At 63.7% G+C, this 22049-nt stretch carries 19 protein-coding genes; 9 read left to right on the plus strand and 10 right to left on the minus strand.

Translation table 11 applies throughout. The features are described from left to right. Positions 1-5 precede the first annotated feature (5 nt). The gene (locus tag JST30_08000) at positions 6-1190 is read left to right on the plus strand and encodes an amidohydrolase (protein ID MBS1714266.1); all 1185 of its coding nucleotides are present in this window, start codon (positions 6-8) and stop codon (positions 1188-1190) included. 6 nt (positions 1191-1196) lie between these two features. Here the strand turns inward: JST30_08000 and JST30_08005 are convergent, their stop codons facing one another. Beyond that, on the minus strand, positions 1197-1589 hold the full coding sequence (locus JST30_08005) for a hypothetical protein (protein MBS1714267.1): 393 nt from the start codon (positions 1587-1589) through the stop codon (positions 1197-1199). A gap of 91 nt (positions 1590-1680) precedes the next feature. Further along, complete coding sequence (locus JST30_08010) at positions 1681-2838, minus strand: AAA family ATPase (GenBank protein MBS1714268.1); 1158 nt, start codon at positions 2836-2838, stop codon at positions 1681-1683. Between JST30_08010 and JST30_08015 the strand changes: the two genes are divergently transcribed. From JST30_08015 to JST30_08025, 3 genes are all read left to right on the plus strand, one after another. Then, positions 2837-3160: a (2Fe-2S)-binding protein gene (locus tag JST30_08015; GenBank protein MBS1714269.1), complete on the plus strand. Its 324-nt coding sequence runs from the start codon at positions 2837-2839 to the stop codon at positions 3158-3160. The two genes, JST30_08010 and JST30_08015, sit on opposite strands and share 2 nt — an antisense overlap. A 55-nt stretch (positions 3161-3215) precedes the next feature. Further along, positions 3216-4337, plus strand: coding sequence for a M20/M25/M40 family metallo-hydrolase (locus tag JST30_08020; protein MBS1714270.1), 1122 nt, complete (start codon positions 3216-3218; stop codon positions 4335-4337). Positions 4338-4420: 83 nt separating this feature from the next. Then, a complete protein-coding gene (locus JST30_08025) occupies positions 4421-4948 on the plus strand; it encodes a hypothetical protein (protein ID MBS1714271.1) in 528 nt (175 codons plus the stop codon). Positions 4949-5013: 65 nt separating this feature from the next. Here the strand turns inward: JST30_08025 and JST30_08030 are convergent, their stop codons facing one another. Beyond that, entirely contained in the window at positions 5014-6069 is a 1056-nt protein-coding gene (locus JST30_08030) for a methylated-DNA--[protein]-cysteine S-methyltransferase (GenBank protein ID MBS1714272.1), read from the minus strand. A 174-nt stretch (positions 6070-6243) separates the two neighbouring features. On the opposite strand from JST30_08030, the gene JST30_08035 reads away from it, so the two are divergent. Together JST30_08035 and JST30_08040 are read left to right on the plus strand one after the other, a co-directional pair. Further along, positions 6244-7557: an aminotransferase class III-fold pyridoxal phosphate-dependent enzyme gene (locus JST30_08035; protein MBS1714273.1), complete on the plus strand. Its 1314-nt coding sequence runs from the start codon at positions 6244-6246 to the stop codon at positions 7555-7557. A 23-nt stretch (positions 7558-7580) separates the two neighbouring features. Then, the gene (locus JST30_08040) at positions 7581-9419 is read left to right on the plus strand and encodes a glycoside hydrolase family 15 protein (GenBank protein ID MBS1714274.1); all 1839 of its coding nucleotides are present in this window, start codon (positions 7581-7583) and stop codon (positions 9417-9419) included. 8 nt (positions 9420-9427) lie between these two features. Here the strand turns inward: JST30_08040 and JST30_08045 are convergent, their stop codons facing one another. Both JST30_08045 and JST30_08050 read right to left on the minus strand, forming a co-directional pair. Beyond that, positions 9428-10570 (minus strand): glutathionylspermidine synthase family protein, encoded by a 1143-nt coding sequence (locus JST30_08045; protein ID MBS1714275.1) that lies wholly within the window; start codon positions 10568-10570, stop codon positions 9428-9430. A 3-nt stretch (positions 10571-10573) separates the two neighbouring features. After that, entirely contained in the window at positions 10574-10888 is a 315-nt protein-coding gene (locus tag JST30_08050) for a hypothetical protein (protein MBS1714276.1), read from the minus strand. Positions 10889-10988: 100 nt separating this feature from the next. On the opposite strand from JST30_08050, the gene JST30_08055 reads away from it, so the two are divergent. Beyond that, positions 10989-12377, plus strand: coding sequence for a glycosyltransferase family 4 protein (locus JST30_08055; GenBank protein MBS1714277.1), 1389 nt, complete (start codon positions 10989-10991; stop codon positions 12375-12377). Between the two features lie 235 nt (positions 12378-12612). On the opposite strand, the gene JST30_08060 is transcribed toward JST30_08055, so the two are convergent. The 3 genes from JST30_08060 to JST30_08070 form a co-directional block, all read right to left on the minus strand. After that, on the minus strand, positions 12613-12996 hold the full coding sequence (locus JST30_08060) for a DUF559 domain-containing protein (GenBank protein MBS1714278.1): 384 nt from the start codon (positions 12994-12996) through the stop codon (positions 12613-12615). A gap of 590 nt (positions 12997-13586) precedes the next feature. Next, positions 13587-15329: a hypothetical protein gene (locus JST30_08065; protein ID MBS1714279.1), complete on the minus strand. Its 1743-nt coding sequence runs from the start codon at positions 15327-15329 to the stop codon at positions 13587-13589. A gap of 76 nt (positions 15330-15405) precedes the next feature. Then, positions 15406-16407, minus strand: a complete 1002-nt coding sequence (locus tag JST30_08070) for a hypothetical protein (GenBank protein ID MBS1714280.1) — start codon at positions 16405-16407, stop codon at positions 15406-15408. Between the two features lie 189 nt (positions 16408-16596). Between JST30_08070 and JST30_08075 the strand changes: the two genes are divergently transcribed. After that, the gene (locus tag JST30_08075) at positions 16597-18033 is read left to right on the plus strand and encodes a DUF4139 domain-containing protein (protein ID MBS1714281.1); all 1437 of its coding nucleotides are present in this window, start codon (positions 16597-16599) and stop codon (positions 18031-18033) included. An 85-nt stretch (positions 18034-18118) separates the two neighbouring features. Here JST30_08075 and JST30_08080 read toward each other — a convergent pair whose 3' ends face one another. Next, positions 18119-18592, minus strand: a complete 474-nt coding sequence (locus JST30_08080) for a PEP-CTERM sorting domain-containing protein (protein ID MBS1714282.1) — start codon at positions 18590-18592, stop codon at positions 18119-18121. A 100-nt stretch (positions 18593-18692) separates the two neighbouring features. Then, complete coding sequence (locus tag JST30_08085; protein MBS1714283.1) at positions 18693-19415, minus strand: GDSL family lipase; 723 nt, start codon at positions 19413-19415, stop codon at positions 18693-18695. Positions 19416-19564: 149 nt separating this feature from the next. On the opposite strand from JST30_08085, the gene JST30_08090 reads away from it, so the two are divergent. Continuing rightward, complete coding sequence (locus JST30_08090) at positions 19565-22027, plus strand: hypothetical protein (GenBank protein ID MBS1714284.1); 2463 nt, start codon at positions 19565-19567, stop codon at positions 22025-22027. Positions 22028-22049 lie beyond the last annotated feature (22 nt).

The following is a 22049-nucleotide window of genomic DNA, read 5'->3' on the forward strand; positions in this document are numbered from 1 at the left end:
GCGACATGTCCGACTTGCGGGCCCGCATCGCCGCCGATCACGATTACCTGTCCGATTTCCGGCGCGACCTTCACCGACACCCTGAACTCATGTACCAGGAGACCCGCACAAGCCGCCGGGTCTGCGAAGAGTTGGACAAGGCCGAGATCCAATACGTCAAGGGGCTCGCGGGCGGGACGGGGGTTCTCGCCTACCTCCCTGCGACCGAGCCAGGCGGTCAGACCGTCGCCCTTCGGGCCGACATGGACGCTCTGCCGATCCACGAAGAAACGGGTCTGGACTATGCGAGCACCGTCCCGGGCAAGATGCACGCATGCGGCCATGACGGGCATACGACCGTCCTCCTCGGTGCGGCGCGGGCTTTGAAGGACGAACCCGTCCGCCGGAACGACGTCCTTTTCCTGTTCCAACCCGCCGAAGAAGGGGGAGCCGGTGCCGACCGGATGATCTCGGACGGCGTCTTGGACGGGCGCCTCGTCGGCAAGCGCGTGGACGTCGTTTACGGCCATCATGGAAACCCTTGGATCGGTGCCGGAGACTTCTCTGTACGTAACGGGCCGATGATGGCCGCCACGGACGAATTCCGCGTGACGATCGCCGGAAAAGGGGGCCATGCCGCGATGCCGCACCGCACCGTCGATCCCGTCATGGCCCTCGTCCAAGTGGTGGGCGCCCTTCAGACGGTCGCAAGCCGCAACGTTTCGCCGCTCGACGCCATCGTCTTCAGCGTCACCGTTTTGGAAGCGGGCCACGCCCACAACGTGATCCCCGAGACCGCCGTCTTCGCCGGCACGATGAGGACGCTCCTACCGGAGACCAGGGAACTTGGGGAGCGACGGTTCGAGGAGATCGTGACCGGAGTCGCCCAAGCCATGGGTTGCACCTGCGAAATCGAATGGCGGGTCGGATATCCGGTAACGGCCAACGATCCTTGGGCCACGGACCGGTTCCGGTCGATAGCGAGAGGACTTTGGGGCGGTCGCGTCAAAGAGGAGGAGGAACCCACGATGGGAGGCGAGGACTTTTCCTTCTATGGAAAGGTCGTCCCCGCCTGCTTCTTTTATGCCGGTCTTAAGAGGGACGGTGACATCGACCCTGCCGGTCTTCATACACCGAGGTTCGACTTCAACGACGCTGTCATCCCCGACTGCGTCGAGACCTTTTGCCGCCTCGCCCTCGAGTCCGTCTGATCTCGGCTAGCGGGCCGAGTCGGGCCTGGGGTCACCGGCCGTTCCCGTCGTGCCCGTGTCGCCCGTAGCGCCGTCAGCGTTGTCCGAGCGTTCGTCGGATCCCTGGTCGTCTCCCTTTGTCGAACCTCCGGCTTCTGTCGAACCTTTCGAGGCGTCGATGTGGATGTCGGTCCGCGACTCGGGGGCGGGCGGAGTGACGATCGTCGTGGTCGGTGGTGTGACGACGGGCGGCGCCTGGTCACGGATGATCGTGGTCGACGGTGCGGTCGGTGCCCAGGGATGCCAAGCGACAGCGACGATGCCGATCAATGCGGCGATGCAGACCACGAAAAATACGACAATGAGAGTGTTCGAGCGTGAGTCGCTCTCGACGTAGTGGACTTCCCGGATTTCGTTCATGGCTGTGCTCCTAGTCGTTCGACAAGGTTTTTCCTAGAACGCCGGTCAGACGGCAAAGTGACATCTTGGGCCCAATACGTGCCCGAGTCGGTCACTCGTCGAAGACTTGGCCGCGCCTGAGGGAACGTCCCTCCAAGACCGTTTCGCCATCGGTTTTGTCAAGACGGATCGGCTTGCAGGCCAGCCGGTCGACCAAGTGCTTCGTCAACTCTTCTGAATGCGTCGTGATCCAAAGTTGGCTGTACTGAGAAGCGTGGGCGAACATGTCGGCCAGGGGCGCCAAGACCGAGGGGTTCAGGCTGGTCTCAGGCTCGTTGAACGCGATGAGAGGTGACGGCCGGAACGGGAAACAGGCCGCGGCAAGACACAGGAACTTCAGCGTCCCGTCCGAGAGTTCGCGGCCGGACATCGCCCGCTCGATACCGTCGCTGTGGACGACGAGGCTCTCAGGCGTGGCCGTCAAGGACATGGTGGGGAAGGCGGCCCGAAGGATCGGCCACAACGTGTCCCCTTCTCCCCGTTCCGACGTCACGTACATCGCCGGTCCAAGGTTCGAGCCGTCCTCGTGGAGACGGGGCGAGAACGTGGCCAAGGCCGGACGGCGGACGGGCGAGTCTTTGTCGGTCCGGAACTCGTGATAGAACGTCCAGCGCTCCACGGATTCGCGGAACAGGTAGAGGTAGCCGTACTTCTCGGGGTCGCGCACCTGGGCGAAGACGGACTCGGAGTCCACCAAATCGGTCCGGAGCTCGCTGTCCCCGGCAAGGCCCCGCATGGTGGCGACGGACGACTTGCGGTCGACCATGACCCTTCCGGCCAGCTTGACGACTTCGGACTTGATCTGAGGGTCGAGCGGGAACAAAGGGAGTTCCGAAGCAGGACGGAGGCCCAACTCGAGCGTGTATTCGAAGGGGTCCGTCACCACGGACAACTTCAGCCTCACGGGCCCCGAGCTGCGAGGGCCGGCCCAAAGCACCGAATCGAGGCCGCCTTCGTCGGCAAGGGACTGTGCGAGGCGACCCTCGACCGCGCTTTTCAGGAGCCGGAACGCATTGAAGAGGTTGCTCTTCCCACAACCGTTCGGGCCTGTGATGAGGTTGACGTTCCCGAACCGGATTTCAAGGCCCCGGATCGAGCGGAAGCCTTCGACCGTCAGGGACTGCACCTGGCCCGTCACGGCACCGATAGTACCGGCCAGGCCCGCCGTTTGACCGAAGTGCGGCCGCTCCGGTACCATGGCCGACTTCATGCCGGTACACAAGGTCACAGTCGAAGGGTTCGGGACGTTCGAGGTCGAAGGAGGCACGAAACTCGTCCTGGCGATGGAACGCAACGGCGTGGACGTCAGCCACCGGTGCGGAGGCAACGCCCGGTGTACGACGTGCCGTGTCCGTTTTCTTTCGGAAGAACCTCCGATGGGTCAGAAAGAGCAAGATTGTCTCGAAGAGGACGGCGTCTTGGGCGAGTTCCGACTGAGCTGCCAAAGCCGCGTCGACCGCGACATGAACGTCGCCGTCCTGATGCGGGCCAGCGAGCAAGGTTGGGATCCAGGGATCGAAGTCGAAGACTGAGGCACCCTCCTCGGACAGGTGCCAAAATGGGCGGACGCTCTCACGACGTGGCACCATGATCAACGAACAACGCCTCGTATCGCTCTTTCAAGAGCTGGTGCTCATCGACGCCCCTGCGCTCCAAGAGCGGGCCGTCGTCGACGCGACCCGCAAGACCCTCGAGTCGATCGGACTCGATGTCTGGGAAGACGACGCGGGAGCCAAGATCGGCGGAAACGCGAACAACCTGATCGCGGTCTTAAGAGGGAACAGGCCGGGGGCGCCTAAGGTCTTTCTGAGCGCACACTTCGATACGGTCGAGCCGACCGCCGGCCTCGTCGTCCAGGAGCGGGACGGGACGTTCTATTCGTCCGGCGACACGATCCTCGGCGCCGACGATAAGGCGGGCATGGCCCCTGCGATCGAAGCGGTCCGCTGTCTCATCGAGACGGGAGCAGAACACGGAGACGTGTACCTGTTGTTCTCGTGCGCGGAAGAGATCGGATTGCTGGGTGCGGCCGCCTTGGACATCGAGAGTCTCGGCCTCGACTTCGGCTACGTCTTGGACACCGGGCCTCCCGTCGGCACCTTCGTCACGCGCACTGCGACGCACGACAAGATCGACTTCCTGATCAAGGGGAAGCCGGCCCATGCCGGCAAAGACCCGGAGCACGGTATCAACGCGATCAGCGTCCTCGCCGACGCCGTGTCCGGTCTCAAAGTCGGCCGCATCGGCCCCGAGACGACGTCCAACCTTGGGATCGTCGAAGGCGGTACGGCCGTCAACGTCGTCTGTCCTTTCGTGAAGGTCAAAGGCGAAGCCCGCTCGACGTCCGTCGCCGAACTCGACGCGTGCGTCGAAGAGATGATCAAGGCCTTTCGTTCTGCAGGCGAGAAATGGGGCGCTTCCGTCGAAGTCGACCACGAGCGCCATTACGACGCGTACAGCCTTCCGGACTCCTCGAAAGTCGTCCAAGTCGCCCAACGGGCCGCACGGAACCTCGGCCACTCCGGCGACTTGCGGACGACGTTAGGCGGAAGCGACGCCAACGTCTACAACCGCAAAGGCGTTCCGACCGCCGTCGTCGGGACAGGCATGGAGTACATCCATACCCACGATGAGCGGGTTTCGCGGGCCGATCTCGTCGCGACGGCCCGGTTGGCGTACGAATTAGTCGTCGAAGCCGCCCGGGACTGAAGCACCGTCCCGGCTTCGACCGTCTGGAATGCTATGATGCTGTCCAAGGCCGGACACGGCCCCAGCATGATAGGGAATCAAGGATGACCAAGACCGCAACCCTCGCCCTCGTGACGATCCTGGCCCTCGGCGCTGCCGGTACGGCCCAAGCCCAATATTCCAAGCCGCTCGGACTCAGCGTCCGCATCGGTCTCTTCTATCCGTCGAACGGCGAAGCCCGCGACGTGGAAGGCCAGGGTTGGTTCGCCGGCGGAATCGAGTACAAGGGTGGCGACCTTAAGTTCGGGACGGGCACGAACGCCAAGTACAGCGCGATGTGGACGGCGTCGCTCGACTATTACGGAAAGGGCAGCTATAGCAACGCGCCGCTGCTTCTGAACTACGTCGGCCGGATGGACCAGGTGTACTACACCGCCGGTGCGGGCGTCGGCTTCGGACACGTCGCCAAAACGGGCGGCGGATCGACGAGCGACACGGAGTTCGCGTTCCAACTGGGCGTCGGTTACGACTTCGTGAAAATGGCGACCCCGTTCTTCGTCGAACTGAAGTACTTCGGGAGCTCCGAGAGCCGCTTGACCGGCTTCGGCGTCTACGGCGGCGTCCGGTTCTGACGCGTTGACTGAAAATGGGAAGGGCAGGGGCCGTACGGCCCCTGCCCTTCGTCGCTTCTAATAGGTCAGACCAGGCGCGTTTGGCCCGACTCGAGTTCCAGAAGCCGCTGTTTGCGCCACTTGCCTCCCCCGTAACCCTGGAGCGCGCCGTTGGCCGCGATCACGCGGTGGCACGGAACGATGATCGCGATGCGGTTGTCGCCGTTGGCTTTCCCGACCGCTCGGACGGCACCGGTGTTCTCGATTCGGGCCGCAATGTCCTGGTACGAACACGTCCGGCCGTAACCGACTTTCAAGAGTTCCCTCCAGACCCGTTCTTGGAAGGGGGATCCTTTGAGGACGATCGGCACGTCGAACTCCGTCCGCCTGCCCTCGAAGTACTCGTCCAACTCGCGGGCCGTCTGTTCGAGCACAGGCGAGCTTCCGGGCACCAGGGTGGCCGTGAACCTCCGCCGGAGCGTCTCGAGCTGTGTGGCGAGCATCCGTCGGTCGACGAACTCGAGCAGGCAGAGCCCCTCGTCGTCCGAACAGGCCAGCATCGGGCCGAGCGGCGTCTCCAACCATCGGCAATCGAGCGTCCTTGCCGAACCGTTGCGGCTCGGCGTAGTCCCGATGATGTTCTCGAACGCCTCACGGAACCCACTGTCCGAACCGTATCCTGCGTCCATTCCTGCCGTCACCACGTCTTGGCCTTCTCGCACGCGCTTCAAGGCCTGCCCCATTCTGCGCGAACGGCTGTACGCCTGGAACGTCATCCCGTAGTTCTTCAAGAAGTAACGGCGGGCCCGGTCGGGGTCGAAACCGAGACCCTTGAGGTCGGCGTTGGTCAGACGCCGTGACGGTTCTTCGTCGACGACCTCGAAAAGCTTCGTCGCCCAGTCGGGAGACTTGCCTCCGGCGTCCATGGGCCGGCACCGCTTGCACGGCCTGTAACCGGCATGCAGGGCGGCTGACGCCGTGGCGAAGAACTCGACGTTTTTTGCGAGCGGGGTCCGCGCCGGACAACCTGGCCGGCAAAAGATCCCGGTGGACTTGACGGCCACGAAGAACACGCCCGTGTACGACTCGTCGCGGCGCTCGACCGCTTCGTACATGGTCTGGAAGGGCGGCAAACGGTTCATGTCCGGACGTGTACCTGGTCGCCCTCGTGGCCTGCCGCCGAAAACGCGACGCGGATGTCCCCGCGGTGTTGCGTAGGCCCTGGGTGGGCATTCCTTCTCATGGGAGCCCGTCGGGCTCCGCTCAGGGGCCTTCACAATCTCCTTATGCCCCTCGTTTTGGACCGACCCGCCGTCATGCCTGGACCTGTGTCCGCTAGGATGTTGGACGAACTTGGGCGGTACGTCGTTTGTGACCCGCAGCCCTTCGCCGTCGACCTTGCGAATTGCGAAGGCATGTGGCTGGCGACCGTCGACGGCCGCCGGTTGTTCGACTGGGCGGGATACTACGGCTCCAAACTGATCGGTCACAACCACCCCGGGCTGTACGACCCGGACTACACCGAGAGGCTCGTCCGGGCCGCCAACAACAAGGTCGCGAACCCCGACTTCTTGACCCAAGAATGCCTGGACTATTACCGGACGGTCCATCGCCTCGCACCCGAAGTCATGAGGAACCCTGATCTTGAGGTGTACGTAGTGAATTCGGGAGCGGAAGCGGTCGAGAACATGATGAAGTACATGGTCAGCCGCTTCAACTCCAAGCGGCTCGCCGAAGGACGGTCGGCCACGAACCGCCGCTTCGTCTACTTCGACAAGGCGTTCCACGGACGGACGGTGTTCGCGCTCGGCGTCACGCAGACCCTGGACCCGGTGGCGACGAAGGACTTCCACGGCCTTACTGCCGGTGGGAACATCCGGCTGCCGTTCCCGTCGATCGACACCGACAAGAGCGAAGCCGAGAACCTACGGACGACCCAGAACTGCCTGGAGATGGCCGAGACGGTCGTCGCCCAAATGGCGGACGAGATCGTCGGCATCATCGTCGAACCGATCCAAGGCGCAGGTGGTCAACGCGTGGGCTACCCCAGCTTCTTCCGGGGACTCAGCGACATCGCCCACAAGTACGGCGTCTACTTGGCGTTCGACGAAGTCCAGACCGGGCTCGGCCCGACAGGAAAGGTCTTCGCGATCGACCATTTCGACCTGCCTCGTCCGCCGCTCGCCGTCGCGAGCGGAAAGAAGTTCGGCGCCGGTGTCGTCTACATGCACGAGCCGCTTCAAGAGATCGGCGTCCTCGACTCCACCTGGGGCGGGACCCTGGCCGATATGGTGCGCGTCGTCCGGGAGATCGAGATCGTCGAGAGCGAGGGGTTGGTCGCAAGGGCCGAGTCCACGGGAGCCGTGATCGTCGAGGCGCTCAAAGGTCTCCGGGACAAGCACCGGGCCGTCATGTCCAACGTCCGCGGCATGGGACTGTACCAAGGGTTCTCGCTCGACTCCAACGCAAGAAAGTCCGCACTTGTCCGGGTCGCAAGGGAAGAGCACGACCTTCTTCTTCTCGGGGGCGGAGAGCGGTCGATCCGACTGCGGCCGAACCTCAGCGTGACCGTGGCCGACGTCGGTCTGCTGGCCGGGAAACTCGACGCGGCCCTGACCAGCGTGTCCTGACGACGTCCGGCTAGAATCCCGATATGCCACGGCCGCTCGTCTACGGGAACGGACGCTTCCTCATCGCGTTCGACCGTAGGCACCGCGCCAGGGACCTGTTCTTCCCGAACGTCGGGTATCCGAACCATCTCCTTGGGCACACGGTCAAAACGGGGATCTGGTCGGACGGCGAATTCGGGTGGTGCGACGCCGACGACTGGGACATTCGTCAGGACTACGAACGGTCGTGCCTCGTCGGGCGTTCGCTGTGGCGTTCGTGGAAAGCCGGCTTCGAGATCGACGTCCAGGAGGCGGCACACCCGGAAGAAGCGCTGTTCGTGCGCCGGTTCCGGGTGACCGACCTCCGCGGCCTCGCACGGAACGTCACCCTGTTCTCGACGCAAAACCTGATCCATGGACAGAGCGACGTCGGCAACACCGCGTTCTGGAACCCGTTCTGCCAAGCTTTGGTCCATTACCGGGGTCCGTACTGCACGCTCGTCGCCGCCCGGGCCTCCCATGGGGGCCCGCCCCAGTATGCGACGGGTTTGACCGGCTTCGGCGATCTCGAGGGGACCTGGCGCGACGCCGAGGACGGACGTTTGAGCGCGAACCCGATCGCCCAGGGATCCGTGGACTCTACGATCGGCGTCGGACTGGCCGCCGACGGTCTGGAAACGCTCGACTTGGCGTTCGTCTGCGGATCGCGGCTGGACGAGGTCGTCGGTCTCTTGGAGCGGTCCGAGGCGGCGGGATGGGACGAGGTGTTCGAGCGGACGCGGACGTCCGGTCAAATCTATGTCTCGAAGGCCCCGGCCCTGGAGCTTTCCGAGCGCATCGGTGCCCTCGTGGAGCGGAGCCTGTTGCTCGTGCGTTCCCAGATCGATCATGAAGGCGCGATCGTCGCCGCCAACGATTCCGACATCCTGGCGACGAACCGTGCGACGTACAGCTATTGTTGGCCGCGGGACGGGGCGTGCGTGTCGCGGGTCATGGCGTCGCTCGGATCGCCCGAAATCGCAGAGGGCTTTCTCCAGTACTGCCGCCGCATCGAACCGAGAGACCAACCGTTCTTCCTACAAAAGTATCGGAGCGACGGCAACCTCGGAGCGTCGTGGCACCCGTGGATCGTGAACGGCCGGCCGGAAATCCCGTTCCAAGAAGATGAGACCGCCCTGGTGCTGTTGCTCCTTGCGGAGCAGGCCGCGACGCTGTCCGGAGACTGGGAGCCGTTCGGGAGGAAGCTGGCCGACGCGATCGTGGCCCACCGGGCGCCCGACGGGACGCCGCTCCCGAGTTGGGACCTGTGGGAAGAGCGGCACGGCGTCCACTTCTTTACCGCGTGCACGGCCGTGGCGGCCTTGCTCGCCGCGTCCACCGTTTGGTCGGAAGCGGCCTACGCAGAGGCCGCTCGCGGAACGCTCGAAGCGCTCGAAACCGTGTTCTGGAACGGCACGTCTTACGATCGGATGATTGGCGACGCGACTCTGGACTCGGCCGTCCTCGGCGGGATGCTGCTCTGCGGCGGCCTTGACCCGGACCGGCAAAGGGCGACGTTCGAACGACTGGAGGAAGGCCTCACCGTCCGCTCCCCGATCGGTGGGCTGGCCCGATACGAAGGCGACTACTACTTCCGGCAGACCGACCTGTACCCGGGAAACCCGTGGGTCATCTCCACCATGTGGTCGGCCCGGATGTCCGCGCGGTTCGGGGACACGGGGTCGGCGTGGAAGAAGTTGGAATGGGTCGTGGACAGGGCCGAAACGACCGGCGTCTTGGCCGAGCAGTACCATCCCGAAACCGGCGCGCCGTTGAGCGTCAGCCCCTTGACCTGGTCGCATACGGAGTTTCTCGAGACCGCCGCATTGCTCGGCGCGTCCTGACCAGACGGTCAGGCGAAGAGGTGAGGGACGAATCGGGCGAAGTCGTCCGTGACGGGCCCGTCGCTTTCTCGGATCCCCATGCCGCGCGCCTCGCCGCCGATGACCCAGCTTCCGATCACAGGGCGGTTACCCTCGAAGTCCGGGAGCCGGTAAAGGCCCTGGAAAACGTAGCCCTTGTCCCCGTACGCGCCCGGTGTCCGGACGATGCGGCCGTCCGCTTTCATCATGACGTTCGCCCCCTCGCGGGAGTAGAGCGGCTTTTTGACGTACTCGGTCAACGTCTGCGACCTCCCGATGTAAGCGGGCAACAGGTTCGGATGACCAGGGAACATCTCCCACAGGACCGCGAGGATCCCTTTGTTCGCCAGGAGCAGTTTCCAGACCGGCTCGATCCACTGCGTTTTGCCGTACGTCGCCAGCGCGTATTGGCCGAACTTGTCCGTCAAGATCCACTCCCAAGGATAGAGTTTGAAGACCGTCTCGATGTCCCGCTCTTGAAGGTCGACGAACGTGTGCCGCGCGCTGTGCCAGCCGATGTCCTTCATGTGGAGCGCCTCAGTGCGCAGTCCTGCCTCTTGGGCGGTGTCGCGAAGGACCGTCACCGTCATCAGGTCCTCCATGTGCGCTTCATGGGCGAAGTAGACGGTGTCGCCCTTTAAAGCGCCCCGCTTCGATTTGAGACCCTTCCACACCTCGATGAGGCCCTCCCAAAGCGAGTTGAACTGGTCGGCCTCGGGAGCGAACTCTTGGAGCCACTGCCACTGCACGACCGCCGCCTCGAGCAGCGACGTCGGCGTGTCGGCGTTGAACTCGAAAAGCTTCGGCGGACCGTCCCCGTCATAACCGAAGTCGAAGCGGCCGTAGACCGTCGGCGGTCGGTCGTGCCACGACTTCTTGATCGCGTTGACCGCCTCCGGCGGAACGGCCATCTGGTCGAATCGGTCCTCGTCGATGACGAACTGCACCGCCTGCAGGCACATCCGGTAGAGCGCGTTCGTCGCTTCTTCCAGCTCGTCGATCTCGCGCTCGTAGAACGCGTAGTGCGCCGACTCGTTCCAGTAGGGCTTCCCTTCGTGCGTGTGGAACGTGAGCCCCCACTCTTCGACCTTGGCCTCCCAATCGGGCCGGGGTGGATGGGAGAACCGCTTCAACCCTCAGCCACCGGACGAGGAAGAACCGCCGAAACCGCCCCGCGAGACCGATCCGCCCGTCGTCCCACCACCGGTCGTCGTCAAGCCTCCCCCGCCGGTCGTAAACCCGGACCGATACCCGCTGCCGCCGTAGTAACCGCCGCCTCCGGAATAGACCCAGTGCGGGTAGGTGTAACGCCCCGAGTTCGTCGTGCATTCGACGTCCGGGATCCGTCGTCCCATGCTGTCCTGGCACGACCGGCTTCGCCCACATCCGACCGACACGATGGCTGCGACCGTCGCGACGAGCGCCGCCGTCACATTTTCCGAGCGTTTCATCGATTTCGCCATGCGGATGACGCCAATGATGACACAGAGGTTGCGGATTACGGCCTAAATCCGCGCGCAACCTGGTACCGGCAAGCTCCACAATGAGGCCGTGCGCGTGATCATGCTCTCGTGGGAGTATCCGCCCCGGATCGTCGGCGGCATCAGCCCGCACGTCCACGACCTGTCGCAAGAACTCGTCAAGGCCGGAGTCGAAGTCCACGTCGTCACCAAGGCCACTCCCGCCGCGCCTGACGAAGAGACCGAACCCAGCGGCGTCCACGTCCACCGCGTCCCCCTCGCTTCCGAGCCCCACAACTTTGTCCACGAGATCCAGCTCCTCAACCAGGCGACCGATATCCGCGTCCGGCGCCTCCTGGAAGATTGGCGCCCCGGCGGACAGCCCACGATCTTCCACGCTCACGACTGGCTTTCGCTCGACGCCGCCCGCGACCTCAAGTACGAGTACCAACTCCCCGTCATCGCGACCGTCCACGCCACCGAGCAAGGCCGCAACAACGGGCTGCACACGGACATGAGCCGCTACATCCACGAACAGGAGTACTGGCTCACCTATGAGGCCTGGCGCGTCATCGTCTGCAGCACCTTCATGCGCGACGAGGTCGGACGGTTCTTCAACTGCCCGCCCGATAAAGTCGACATCGTCTACAACGGCGTCGACGCCGAGAAGTTCGAGTTCCAGGCGACGCCCGAAGAAGAAGCCGAATGGCGGGCGAGGCTCGCCAAGCCCGACGAGAAAATCGTCCTCTATGTCGGCCGCTTCGTCCGTGAAAAGGGGATCCACGTCCTCCTCAACGCCGCGAGCTGCGTTCTCGCCGAGGAGCCCGACGTCAAGTTCGTCATCGTCGGCGGAGGCAACCGTGAGAACCTCGAGCGGTTCGTCCGGTGGTTCGGGCTCGACGACCGCGTCCTCTTCACCGGGTTCATGCGCGGCCGAGCTTTGCACCAGCTCTACCGCGCCGCCGACGTCGCCGTTTTCCCCTCGCTCTATGAACCGTTCGGCATCGTCGCGCTCGAGGGCATGGCGGCCGGATGTGCCGTCGTCGCCTCCGACGCCGGCGGACTCCGCGAAGTCGTCGAACACGACGTCACGGGCACGTCGACCTTCGCCGGTGATCCAGGCTCGCTCGCCTGGGGGGTGCTCCGCGTCCTCCGCGATCCCGATCGGGCCGAGCGCTTGAAGGCCGCCGCCCGAGAGCGCCTGCGTACCGACTTTCACTGGAAGGCCATCGCGGCCCAGACGATCAAGGTCTACGAACGGGTGTGGGACGAGTTCCTCCAAAGCTACTGGGCCGACAAGACCCTTTGGCCCGTCACACCGGGCGCCGAAGAGCGCGCCGAACGCCTCGGGGTCCGGGACAAGGCCGTCACCGGCGCCTATGTGGCCCGCCCGCAGCCTTCGGTCTCCGTCCCCGCCGCCCTTCTCACCCCCGACCACGCCATCTCGGCGGGCGAATCGGAAGAAGAGGAACAGGAGTAAGAGTAGGTCCGGAAAGCCCCCTACCCGTCTGCAGGGGATGGTTCGTGCCCCGAAGATGAGGAGGGGGTCGGGGGTGGAGCGGTCCGGAGCCCCCACTCTCACCCCGGAACAGACGGGCTCCGGACTCCCCCTCGCCCCTCCGGGGGAGAGGGGGCGGGGGGTGAGGGGTCCGGAAAGCCGCCTACTCGTCTGCAGGGGATGGCCGTGCCCCGAAGATGAGGAGGAGGGTGAGGGGTCAGGGGTCGGGGAACGCCTTGCGGCCGGTCCGCTCCTCACACTGCCGCTGCACCTGCAGGAGGTCGTTCGCGAAGACTTCCCCGAACATCATGAAGTAGCGGCGGTTCGGGATCCGATAGGTCGCGATCCCGAGGTCTTGCAGGGCCCGGTCCCGCACCGCGTCGCGCGAGGGCTCGTGCTGCTCACCATCGAGCTCGACGCAGAGCATGGCCTCGCGGCAGAAGAAGTCGAGGCGGTAGGGGCCGACGGGGTGCTCACGGCGGAATTTGAAGCCCAGCCGGCCGTCGCGCAGGCTCTCCCAGACCTGCCGCTCGACGACCGAGGGTCCCTTCCTCGCCTTTCTGGCCCGGTTCTTGGCCGCCTCGCCCCGGTTCCTCGGCATCGGTCTGCCGAGGTTACCGCCCCTCACCCCCCGACCCCCTCTCCCCCGGAGGGGCGAGGGGGAGCCGGAGCCCCTTCCTCGTGTGCAGGGGATGGTCCGTGACGGGAGGGAGAAGGGGGAGGGGATGAGGGTTGTCCGTGCCGGGCCAGTAGTATCACCCCTCACCCCCAGCCCCTTCCTTGTGTGCTGGCGACGGCCCGTGCATCAGAGGTGGTCACGTCATCCCGAGCGATATCGAGGGATCTCCGGGAAGCCCGTGCCTTTGCTGCCCCTGTCTGGAGGAGTTTCGGTCCTTGTCGTGTCTTTTCCGGAACCGGCGGTGTGTCTTCCGGTCCTTGCCGCGTGCTTTCCGGTCCTTGTCGAGGTCCTTCTTCGCGAATGACGCACGCCAAGCACTCACTGGATCACTCCAAGCCTTCACTGGAGCACGCCCAGCGCTCACTGGAACACGCCCAGCGCTTACTGGAACGGCCCGAGTGACCCGCCCACCGCAATGAGGCCCTACTGGATCGCTCCGAGTGAACTTTGGGACTCTGGCAAGAGGAAGCGAGAAGAGGGCCGAAGCTCCCGGAGCGGGCCCCCTTCCGAATCTAACTTCCGCCTGTCAGGTCGAACCGGAGATGGTCGACCTGGACGCTCCAGAACGTCAGGTTCGCCACGGTGTCCTTGATGTTCACCCGGATCTGTGGGTGGTGGGTCGTGCCTTCTTTGCCGAAGAAACGGGCTTCGTAAGGCACGGCCAACCGGAACGACTTCCAGTTGTTCTTGATCTTCTCCTGGTCGTGCGGGATGTCAAAGTCCTCCCAGACTTCGTTCACGTAGTCCCATACCTCCATCCAGAGGTCGCACGTCGTGCCTGTGTTCAACCTCGCCGAGACGGTCGCAGTGAAGGCCTGGTCTCCATCCACTGTGAAGTCCGCGGAAAAGTCGAACTGGACGTTGGGGGTCGGCGGCGAAGAGTGCACCTTACCGATAGGGAAGTAGAGATTGTCATAGAACATCAGGGAGTCGGCCCATATCGAATAGTTGAAGGGTATGCCGTAGAGACCCCGCGTAATTTGAAAGTCGGAATCTGTGGTCGGAATGAGGGCGGGCCGGCTGACTTGGTAGCCGATGGCCAGCCTTGGGCTCGTCGGATCGGACCTCATGAGAAGATAGGGATAGGTGAGTTCCGTTCCTGGTTGTATGGCCGTGTCGTAGAGGATCTGCATCCTCGAGGACAGCTCGCCGTTCTTCGCGTGCGCCCGGAGTCCGTCCACGTCGTTGTAGAACTTTCCGAGCCTGCCCTGGCCCTCGGTAAGGAACTGGTTGACGATGAAGTACGACGTAGCTTGGGAATCAAGGTTCGAAAGCATCGTGTATTTGTCGACGGCCCGGACTCCTTGGACAGAGTAGTTGTGAAAAAAGAAGGTCCCCGCACTTTCGTTTTCGTCCCACGTGAACGCCTGGGCGGTCCCTTCCTTAGTCCCCGCGATGATGGTGATGCTAGAGCCGTTCTGGCTCAGTTCGTATGACTTGATGTCATAGGCCCACCCGGAGGTGTTCCCTGGCCAGCCGTTCAAGAGCGTGATGCTCCAACCCGCGACGTTGCCGTTAGCATAGAACCCGCTCGGTTTCCAGATGCAGGGCAGCTTGAGGCCCGAGGTGGAGGTCGCGATATAGCCGACGACATAAGCCTTCGCGTTACACGAATACGCCTCGCCCGTAGTGTATCCCTGTGGCAGCGGCAACGGTTGTGAGTTGTCAAGACCTGGCTGCCAATAGATCGGAATGGGAGGCGAGGTCTCCGTTTCATTCGCGCGGCCCACAGCGAGCATCCTCCACGCCTTTGCTTCGTAGTCAAACACATAAGGGTCGGCCCGGTTGAACCAACCCCACCGAAATGTTACGTGGGGAACGGCGAATGAACTGCCAAAACCTGGTTGCCCGTGCAGCCTAACCCAAAAGACGGGTTGGCGGACGTCTTCGACGATTCCTGATCCGACGACATACTCGTCGTGAACCGTGTTGGCGTGCTCTCCCGAATTCTCTTCGTCGTAAGATGCGATGTCGTTCGCGTGCGTGTTCGTGGCACCGGCTTCGCTCAGGGCGATCGGGACGCCGCTGTTGAGGTTTTCGTTGAAGTAGTGGGCGCGAGGGGTGTTGTCGCTCTTAAAGTCCGTCCTCGCGACATGTTTGTAGTCGTTGATGCCGCCTGCCTCCGACCGGACGTAAGGCGAGACCGTTGGCAGGTCGATGAACGTATAGCGCCAAGTGCTTCCTGGAAAGTCGGCGGGTTGTGCCGAAGAGATGCCAGCGGCCAGTGCTGCCGCGAGCACGAGGATGTGTTTCATGTGCTTTCCAGGGGAGAACCGTCTTGACCCTCCCCTTTAACGACCATATCCGAGGGAATCGTCGTCCGGTTGTGCCTTAGTCCAACCTTATCAGGAGGAATGCCCGTGTGTCGCTTCCTAGGGCTGCAACACCCACGATATCCCCTCGGCTGTTGATCGACCTAGCGCGATCGAGCCTCCAGCCCGCCGGTATGTCCTCGGTGACGGTGTTAAGGTCGATGGTCCCCATGCCCGGCTCGACGAGACAAGCCCGGGCCGGGTCGGCGAACAGGACCCCCACGGCCTGAAGGGAGTCGTTGATGTCCTCAAGTTCGGTATGGAAGACGCCATAGGGCTGCATTTGCCCGCCCGGGGGGACGATGAACCCCTGCGAGCCGGTGCTGACGTTGCTGGAGTAGCCGACGATATATCCCAGACCGTTGACGCCGAACGCACGGCTTTCCGTGTCGCCGAAGAGGACGCCGAGGTCGGTCATCCCCTCACCCGCCTTCCACCGGAACGCACGGCTCGCGCCCGTTCCGAGCCTAGCCGACCCGCAGACGATTCCGGACCCGTTGATGTCCCTGGCCGTCGAACCCCAGTCGGGATGCAGGCGGCCGATGAGCGTCGCCTTGCCCGAGGCGTCCCAGACGCAGGCGTCCTCCGGCGACGTGAAGACGTAGCCACAGGCCACTCCAACGTCGTTCACGGCGAATGCCAAGCCTTGAGTGCGGCCGACAAGGTCCAACAGCCTCAGGCCTTGTCCCGGCTTCCAGACGAAGGGGACCTGCCACATCCTCTTGCCGGCCCTCATCAGGTCCGTGTAGCCGACGACGGTGCTTGAGGAGTTCACGTCCATACAAAGCCCGGGGGTCCAGGCGAAGGGAGACGGGCCTGGCTTGAACATCCCCGTCTGCTCCGTCCAGACCATGAGCTCCGAAATGGAGTGGGTCGCCCCGACGACCATGTTGGAGTCGTTCAGAGCCCAAGCCGTCGAACCCCACGGCCCGCCCGGGCCGCCGAGGTCGATGCAACGGTACCGGACGGCGTGGGCGACGGGGCCTAGAAGGAGGAGGGAGAGCAGGGCCGTGCGCTTCATGCCCCTAGTCTACGACACTGGAACCGTCTTCCGGACTCAACCGGTGGAAACCCGGTAGCTGGCAGGGCGGGCAAGACGGAGCATGGCGCTCCACGGCTGAACCCGGCATCCTCGAACCCCGGCTCCCCGGCTCCCTAGGCCTCCGTAACAGCACACCGGGCTAGACCGTCCATTCCCCCGGAGACTCGAATGTTGATTTCAACCATGGCCCTCGGGGCGGTGCTGGGGCCGCTCGCTGCGCAGAACGCCGAACTCACCGTTTACAACCAAGGCTTCGCGCTCGTCAAAGAGCAGCGGACGCTCCAGCTTCGACAAGGGGTGCAGAAGATCGCGGTGGAGGACGTCGCGCAGATGATCGAGTCGAACAGCGTCGGCATCAAGAGCCTGACCGATCCGGGCTCGTTCAGCGTCCTCGAACAGAACTATCAGTACGACCTCATTAGCGTCCAGGCGATCCTGAACAAGGCCGTCGGCAAGGAGATCGTCTTCAACCGCGTGCTGCCGGACGGCAAGAAGGAGCGGATCGTCGGGACGCTCATGGTCGCCCCGACCAACGTCATCAGCACGGGCGACGGCGGCCAGAACTATACGTGGAACGGCATGGTCGTCAAGACCTCCGACGGACGGATCCTCTTGAACCCGAGCGGCGAGATCGAGGTCGGCTCGATCCCCGACGGCCTCATATCCAAACCCACTCTGATGTGGGAGGTGGACAGTTCGAGGACGGGCGCGAACAACGTCGAGCTCAGCTACTTGACGCAGGGGATGACGTGGAAGAGCGACTACGTCCTGGCGCTGGACGGCGGCGGTACGAAAGGCGACCTGAAGGGCTGGGTGACGATGACCAACAACAGCGGCGCGACCTTCACCGGCGCGAAGCTGAAGCTGCTGGCGGGCGACGTCTTCCGCAACGTGAACCGGAACATGCCGGGCGGCTTCGGCGGCGGGGCGCGCGGCGCAATGGAAAAGGCGGCCGATGCGTTCCAAGAGGAGACGTTCAGCGAGTACCACCTCTACACGATGCAGCGGCCCGCGACGATCCGGAACAACGAGATGAAGCAACTGTCGCTGCTCGAGGCCACGGACGTGCCCGTCTCGAAGAAGCTGATCGTGGACGCGTTGCGCGGCTACGGGCGGTTCTATCCGAGCGAGGGGCTCGTCGGCACGGGGCCGATCAAGCCGCTCTTCCTCGTCGTGTTCAAGAACGATGAGGCGAGCCACCTCGGAATGCCGCTGCCGGCGGGGAACGTGAAGGTGTTCCAGCGCGACAAGAGCGGTTCGCTCCAGCTCGTCGGCGAGGCCGGGATCGAGCACACGCCGCGGAACGAGACGCTGTCGCTGGCCGTGGGCCGGTCGTTCGACGTCGTGGCGGAACGTAAGCGCTTGGACTTCCGGTGGCTGGGGACGTCGTCGCGCGGTTGCGTCGAGAAGTTCGAAGTCGAAGTCCGCAACCGGAAGGAAACGCCCGAGACGGTCCATGTCTACGAGCGGCACTGGGGCGACTGGAAGGTCACCGAGAAGAACATGGAGTTCACGAAGCTCGATTCCGAGACCATCGACTTCGTCGTCAACCTGAAACCGAACGAAGTCAAGAAGGTCCTCTACACCGTCGAGACGTACTGGTAAGGAGTGCCCTCAGGGCAAGCCCGGAAAAAGAAGAACGGCCCGGTCGGATGTCGACCGGGCCGTTTCTTTCCGTGTGACCGGAAGGTCAGCGGGCAGCCTTGCGCCTGCGGACGATCGCCATCAAGCCGGCACCGACGGCGAGGATGCTCGCCGGCTCCGGAACGGTCTCGACCGTGATGAAGCCCGTATTGCCGCTCGTGCCCGGGAAGTCCGTGTCGAGCCGCACATGGAACCCGACCCTTTCGACCGACGCCGTGTCGAGCGACGTGTAAGTCAGCGTGGTGTTCTGACCTGCGGTCAGCCCCTGGTTCGGATTGGACTTCCAACCGGCGATCCCGCCCGTGCTCGCGTTACTGGCGTTCCACTTGAAGTCGCCCTGGTCGACACCGCTCGCCACAAGGTCGTTGTCGTCGGACAGGTTCCAGAAGCCGATGACGTCGGTGATGTTGTACCAAGTGCTGTTATAAAGGAACTTCGGGCTCTGCCCGACAGCGACGTTATAGGACAGTCCGCCGTTGCTCGGCGTGACCGTAACGTCCTGGAGGTTGTCGACCGACAAGAAGGAACTCCTTGTCTGAGCCTGGCCCGCTACCGCCAGCGCTAGTACCGCTCCAACAGAAAGAACTTTGAACCGCATTGCCGAGCAACTATAGGACAATTTATCGGCCAGATTGTTCCTTCGCCTTCGATTCTAGTAACTTTCGTAGCGTATCCTTGATCCCTTCGGCCCACAGCTTGTAGCCGGTCGCGTTGAGGTGGAGGAAGTCGGGGAAGACCTCCTGGGGCAACGTGCCGTCCGGTTTCAAGAACGACGGCCCTAAGTCGAGGAACGTGACGCGTTTGTCGTCGGCCAGCGGCTTGAACAGCCGGGTCGCCTCGGCCACGTCCTTCCTCATCTTGTCCTCCGTGCTTTGGCCCCGAGGAAAGATCCCGAGGAGCAGGATCTTGGCGGAGGGCACGTCTTTCAGGAGCTTCTCGACGATCGCGCGTACACCGTCCGCCGTCTCTTTCGGCCCGGACGATCCGTGGCCGATGTTGTTCGTCCCGATCATGATCACGATCGCCTTGGGTTTGAGCCCGATGATCTCGCCGTGACCGAGCCTCCAGAGGACGTGTTCGGTCCGGTCGCCGCTGAATCCGAAGTTCGCGGCGTTATAGGGGGCGAACTCCCTGTCCCAGACGGCCTTGCCTTCGCCCTCCCAACCCTGGGTGATCGAATCACCGAGGAAGACGAGGTCGACGCCCCCCTTCTTCGTGGTCTCGACACACTGCTCGTGCCGGGCTTTCCACCAGTCTTCGGACAAGCGTTCGGCGGGAGTGACGGCGACTTGGACGGGGTCGACGAGGGTCATGAGTCCGGCGAGGAGCGGTAGAAACGGCACGGTTCGATTCTAGTCAATGGCCGATCCTCCGCGCTGACCGCAATCCTAACGCAAACCGTGCCCTTCTTGCACCAAAAGGCGACCGATCCGGAACATAAGTAGACGATAATGGAGCGTCGCCGGCACATTGTCCGGCAGAAGGACGATCCATGATGATTCGAAGCACGCATCCCAAGAGGAGCCGCGCGCCGGGCCAAGTAGCCCGAGCGCTCTTGGCCGCCGCACTTGCGGCGACCGCACTGGCAGCAGGAGCACAGAAGGCTCAGGCGCCTCCGACGGTAAGGGACGGTACCGTTCCCCAAGCCCGGTGGGGCGACATGAAGGGCAAGCCGTTCGCGCGGGTCCCCGGCACGTCGGTCACGACCCTCCTGCCCGTCGTCGACTACCCCAACCCGACCCGTCCGACGAACCCGGACTGGGAAGGCAAGGAAGAGGAGATGTACGGAGGCAAGAAGTACGTCCGAAAGGCCGACGAACTGCCGCCCGTCTTCTTGGACAACCCCGGCATCGCTACGAACGCCTTGACCACCGATTTCATCGGCATCGGTCAGACCGCCTTGCGGCCGCCCGACTGTTCGATGGCGGTAGGACGGGACCACATCGTACAGACGGTGAACGACAGGTTCCGGATCAGCGACAAGGCCGGTATCACCATCTTCGAGGCTGACATCCCCGACTGGCTCAGCGATCCGAACGGCTTCTACTTCGACCCCAAGGTCATCTACGACCCGTGGCGTTCGAACTTCTGCATGCTGTGGCACAGGTGGGACGACGCCAACCAGCAGTCCCAGCTCGTCCTCATCGGCAGCGACGACAGCAACCCGGTCGGCACGTGGTACGTCCATCGGTTCGACAGCGACATCACGATCTCCGGTAAACGGACGAAGCCGGACTATTTCGACCTTGGCTACTGCAGCAAGGCGATCGTGATCTCCGGGAACATGTTCAACTGGGACGGGACGGGTTTCTCGACCGGAGCCATCGCCATGTTCAATCCCGCCGAAATCTACACCTCGGGCGGGGCGGGTTGGCTGATCTATGTCGGCTTCAACAATGCGAACGGCACGGAAGCGGCGACGATCCGTCCGGCGCACATGCTGCGCTCGTTCGGGAGCGGCTGGGACCAGATCTTGGTCAACTCGGCGGGAGGCGGAGGCAACTTCCTCTCGGTCTGGAAGCTGACGGACCCCTTGAACACGGACGGGAACCTGGCGTTCAACCGAACGACGATCACGGTCAACGCCTATACGCTTCCGCCCAACGCCAACCAGCCGGGATCTGGTTCGACGCTCGACACGATCGACTGTCGGCTCATGCCCGTGTACGTCGACGATGCGGCGCCCGGTCAGACCACCAGTTCCACGCTCTATACCGGACTGAGCGACGCGAGCGCGGACGGGACGAGGGCGGAAGCCAGGTTGTTCGTCGTGGACCCGATCGCGGGAACCAAGGCGTTGGACACGAGCTTTACAGACGGGACGAACGACTACTGGTTCCCGACTCCGAGCGCCGAATACGGCCACAACTGCACGTGGGTCTTCGCTCGGGCGGGCACCGTCTTCGGTGAAGCCCGCTTCGTGACGTGGGACCCGGCCGGAGGGCTGGGAACGAGCGTCGTTCTCAAAGCTGGCGAAGGCCTTTACACGCTCTCCCGTTGGGGCGACTACTTCGGAGGCGAACCGGACTGGGGCGACTACTATCTGAACGGCCTCTCTTCAGGCCGCCAGAAGATGTGGTTCTATGCCGAGTATGCGGAGACGGGCAACGTCTGGGGCACGTGGGTCGGTTGCACGCGGCCCATCGGCGTAGCCGCCGGCTCCATGAGCGTCAGTCCGGCCGCCGACCAGAGCCTGTTCTGGTACCGTGGAGCCGCGTCCGGCCCGGACGTCGACTATACGGTCACGAACTCGGGCGACGTGAGCTTCCTTTACCGGGTTCGCAGCCTGGCGAGCTGGCTCGCCGCTTCACCGTCGCAAGACGAGGTCGGCACGACTCCGAACACCGGCCACTGCTTCATCGGGCCGGACGCGTCAGGTTTGAACCTGAACTTTGGCGTCTACAGTGATACGTTCCAGTTCGAGAACGCTTACACCGGCTCGCTGCTGAACCGGACGATCGAAGGACGGGTCGGCGAACTGCTCAAACCGGCGACGATGACCGTGGAACTCGGCAAGTTGAACTCCGGTGACGTGACCGGCTTCGCGGCATCCGGCGACGGGATCGTCGTCCGGGTGTGCAAGTTCGTGGTTCCGAACGCGAACGCCTACCCGGTCACCGTGCGGCTTGACGCGACGTTGTCCGGCTCCGGTGCCACGACGGTCAGCGACGTCGTGTTCACAGTCCGGTCCCGCGTCACGGTCGGCGGAGCGTTCATCCAGACCTTGGAACTCTTCAACTGGCAGACGAACGGGTACGACGCTCAATCGGTGACGAACGCGGTCAACACGACCTTCGCGAACCGCAGCCTGAACCCGAACGGCGACTTGACCCGGTTCGTCAACCAGACGACGAGGCAGATGCGCGCCCGTGTCAAGATCAAGCCCAACGGGGTCGTCGCTTCGGCTTCGTGGTGCGGCGAGTTCGACTACGGCGTGTTCGATACGCGTCCCTGACGCGTCAGTCGCCCGGCCCTGC

The sequence above is a fragment of the Armatimonadota bacterium genome (genome assembly GCA_018268395.1).
Taxonomy (GTDB): domain Bacteria; phylum Armatimonadota; class Fimbriimonadia; order Fimbriimonadales; family Fimbriimonadaceae; genus JAEURO01.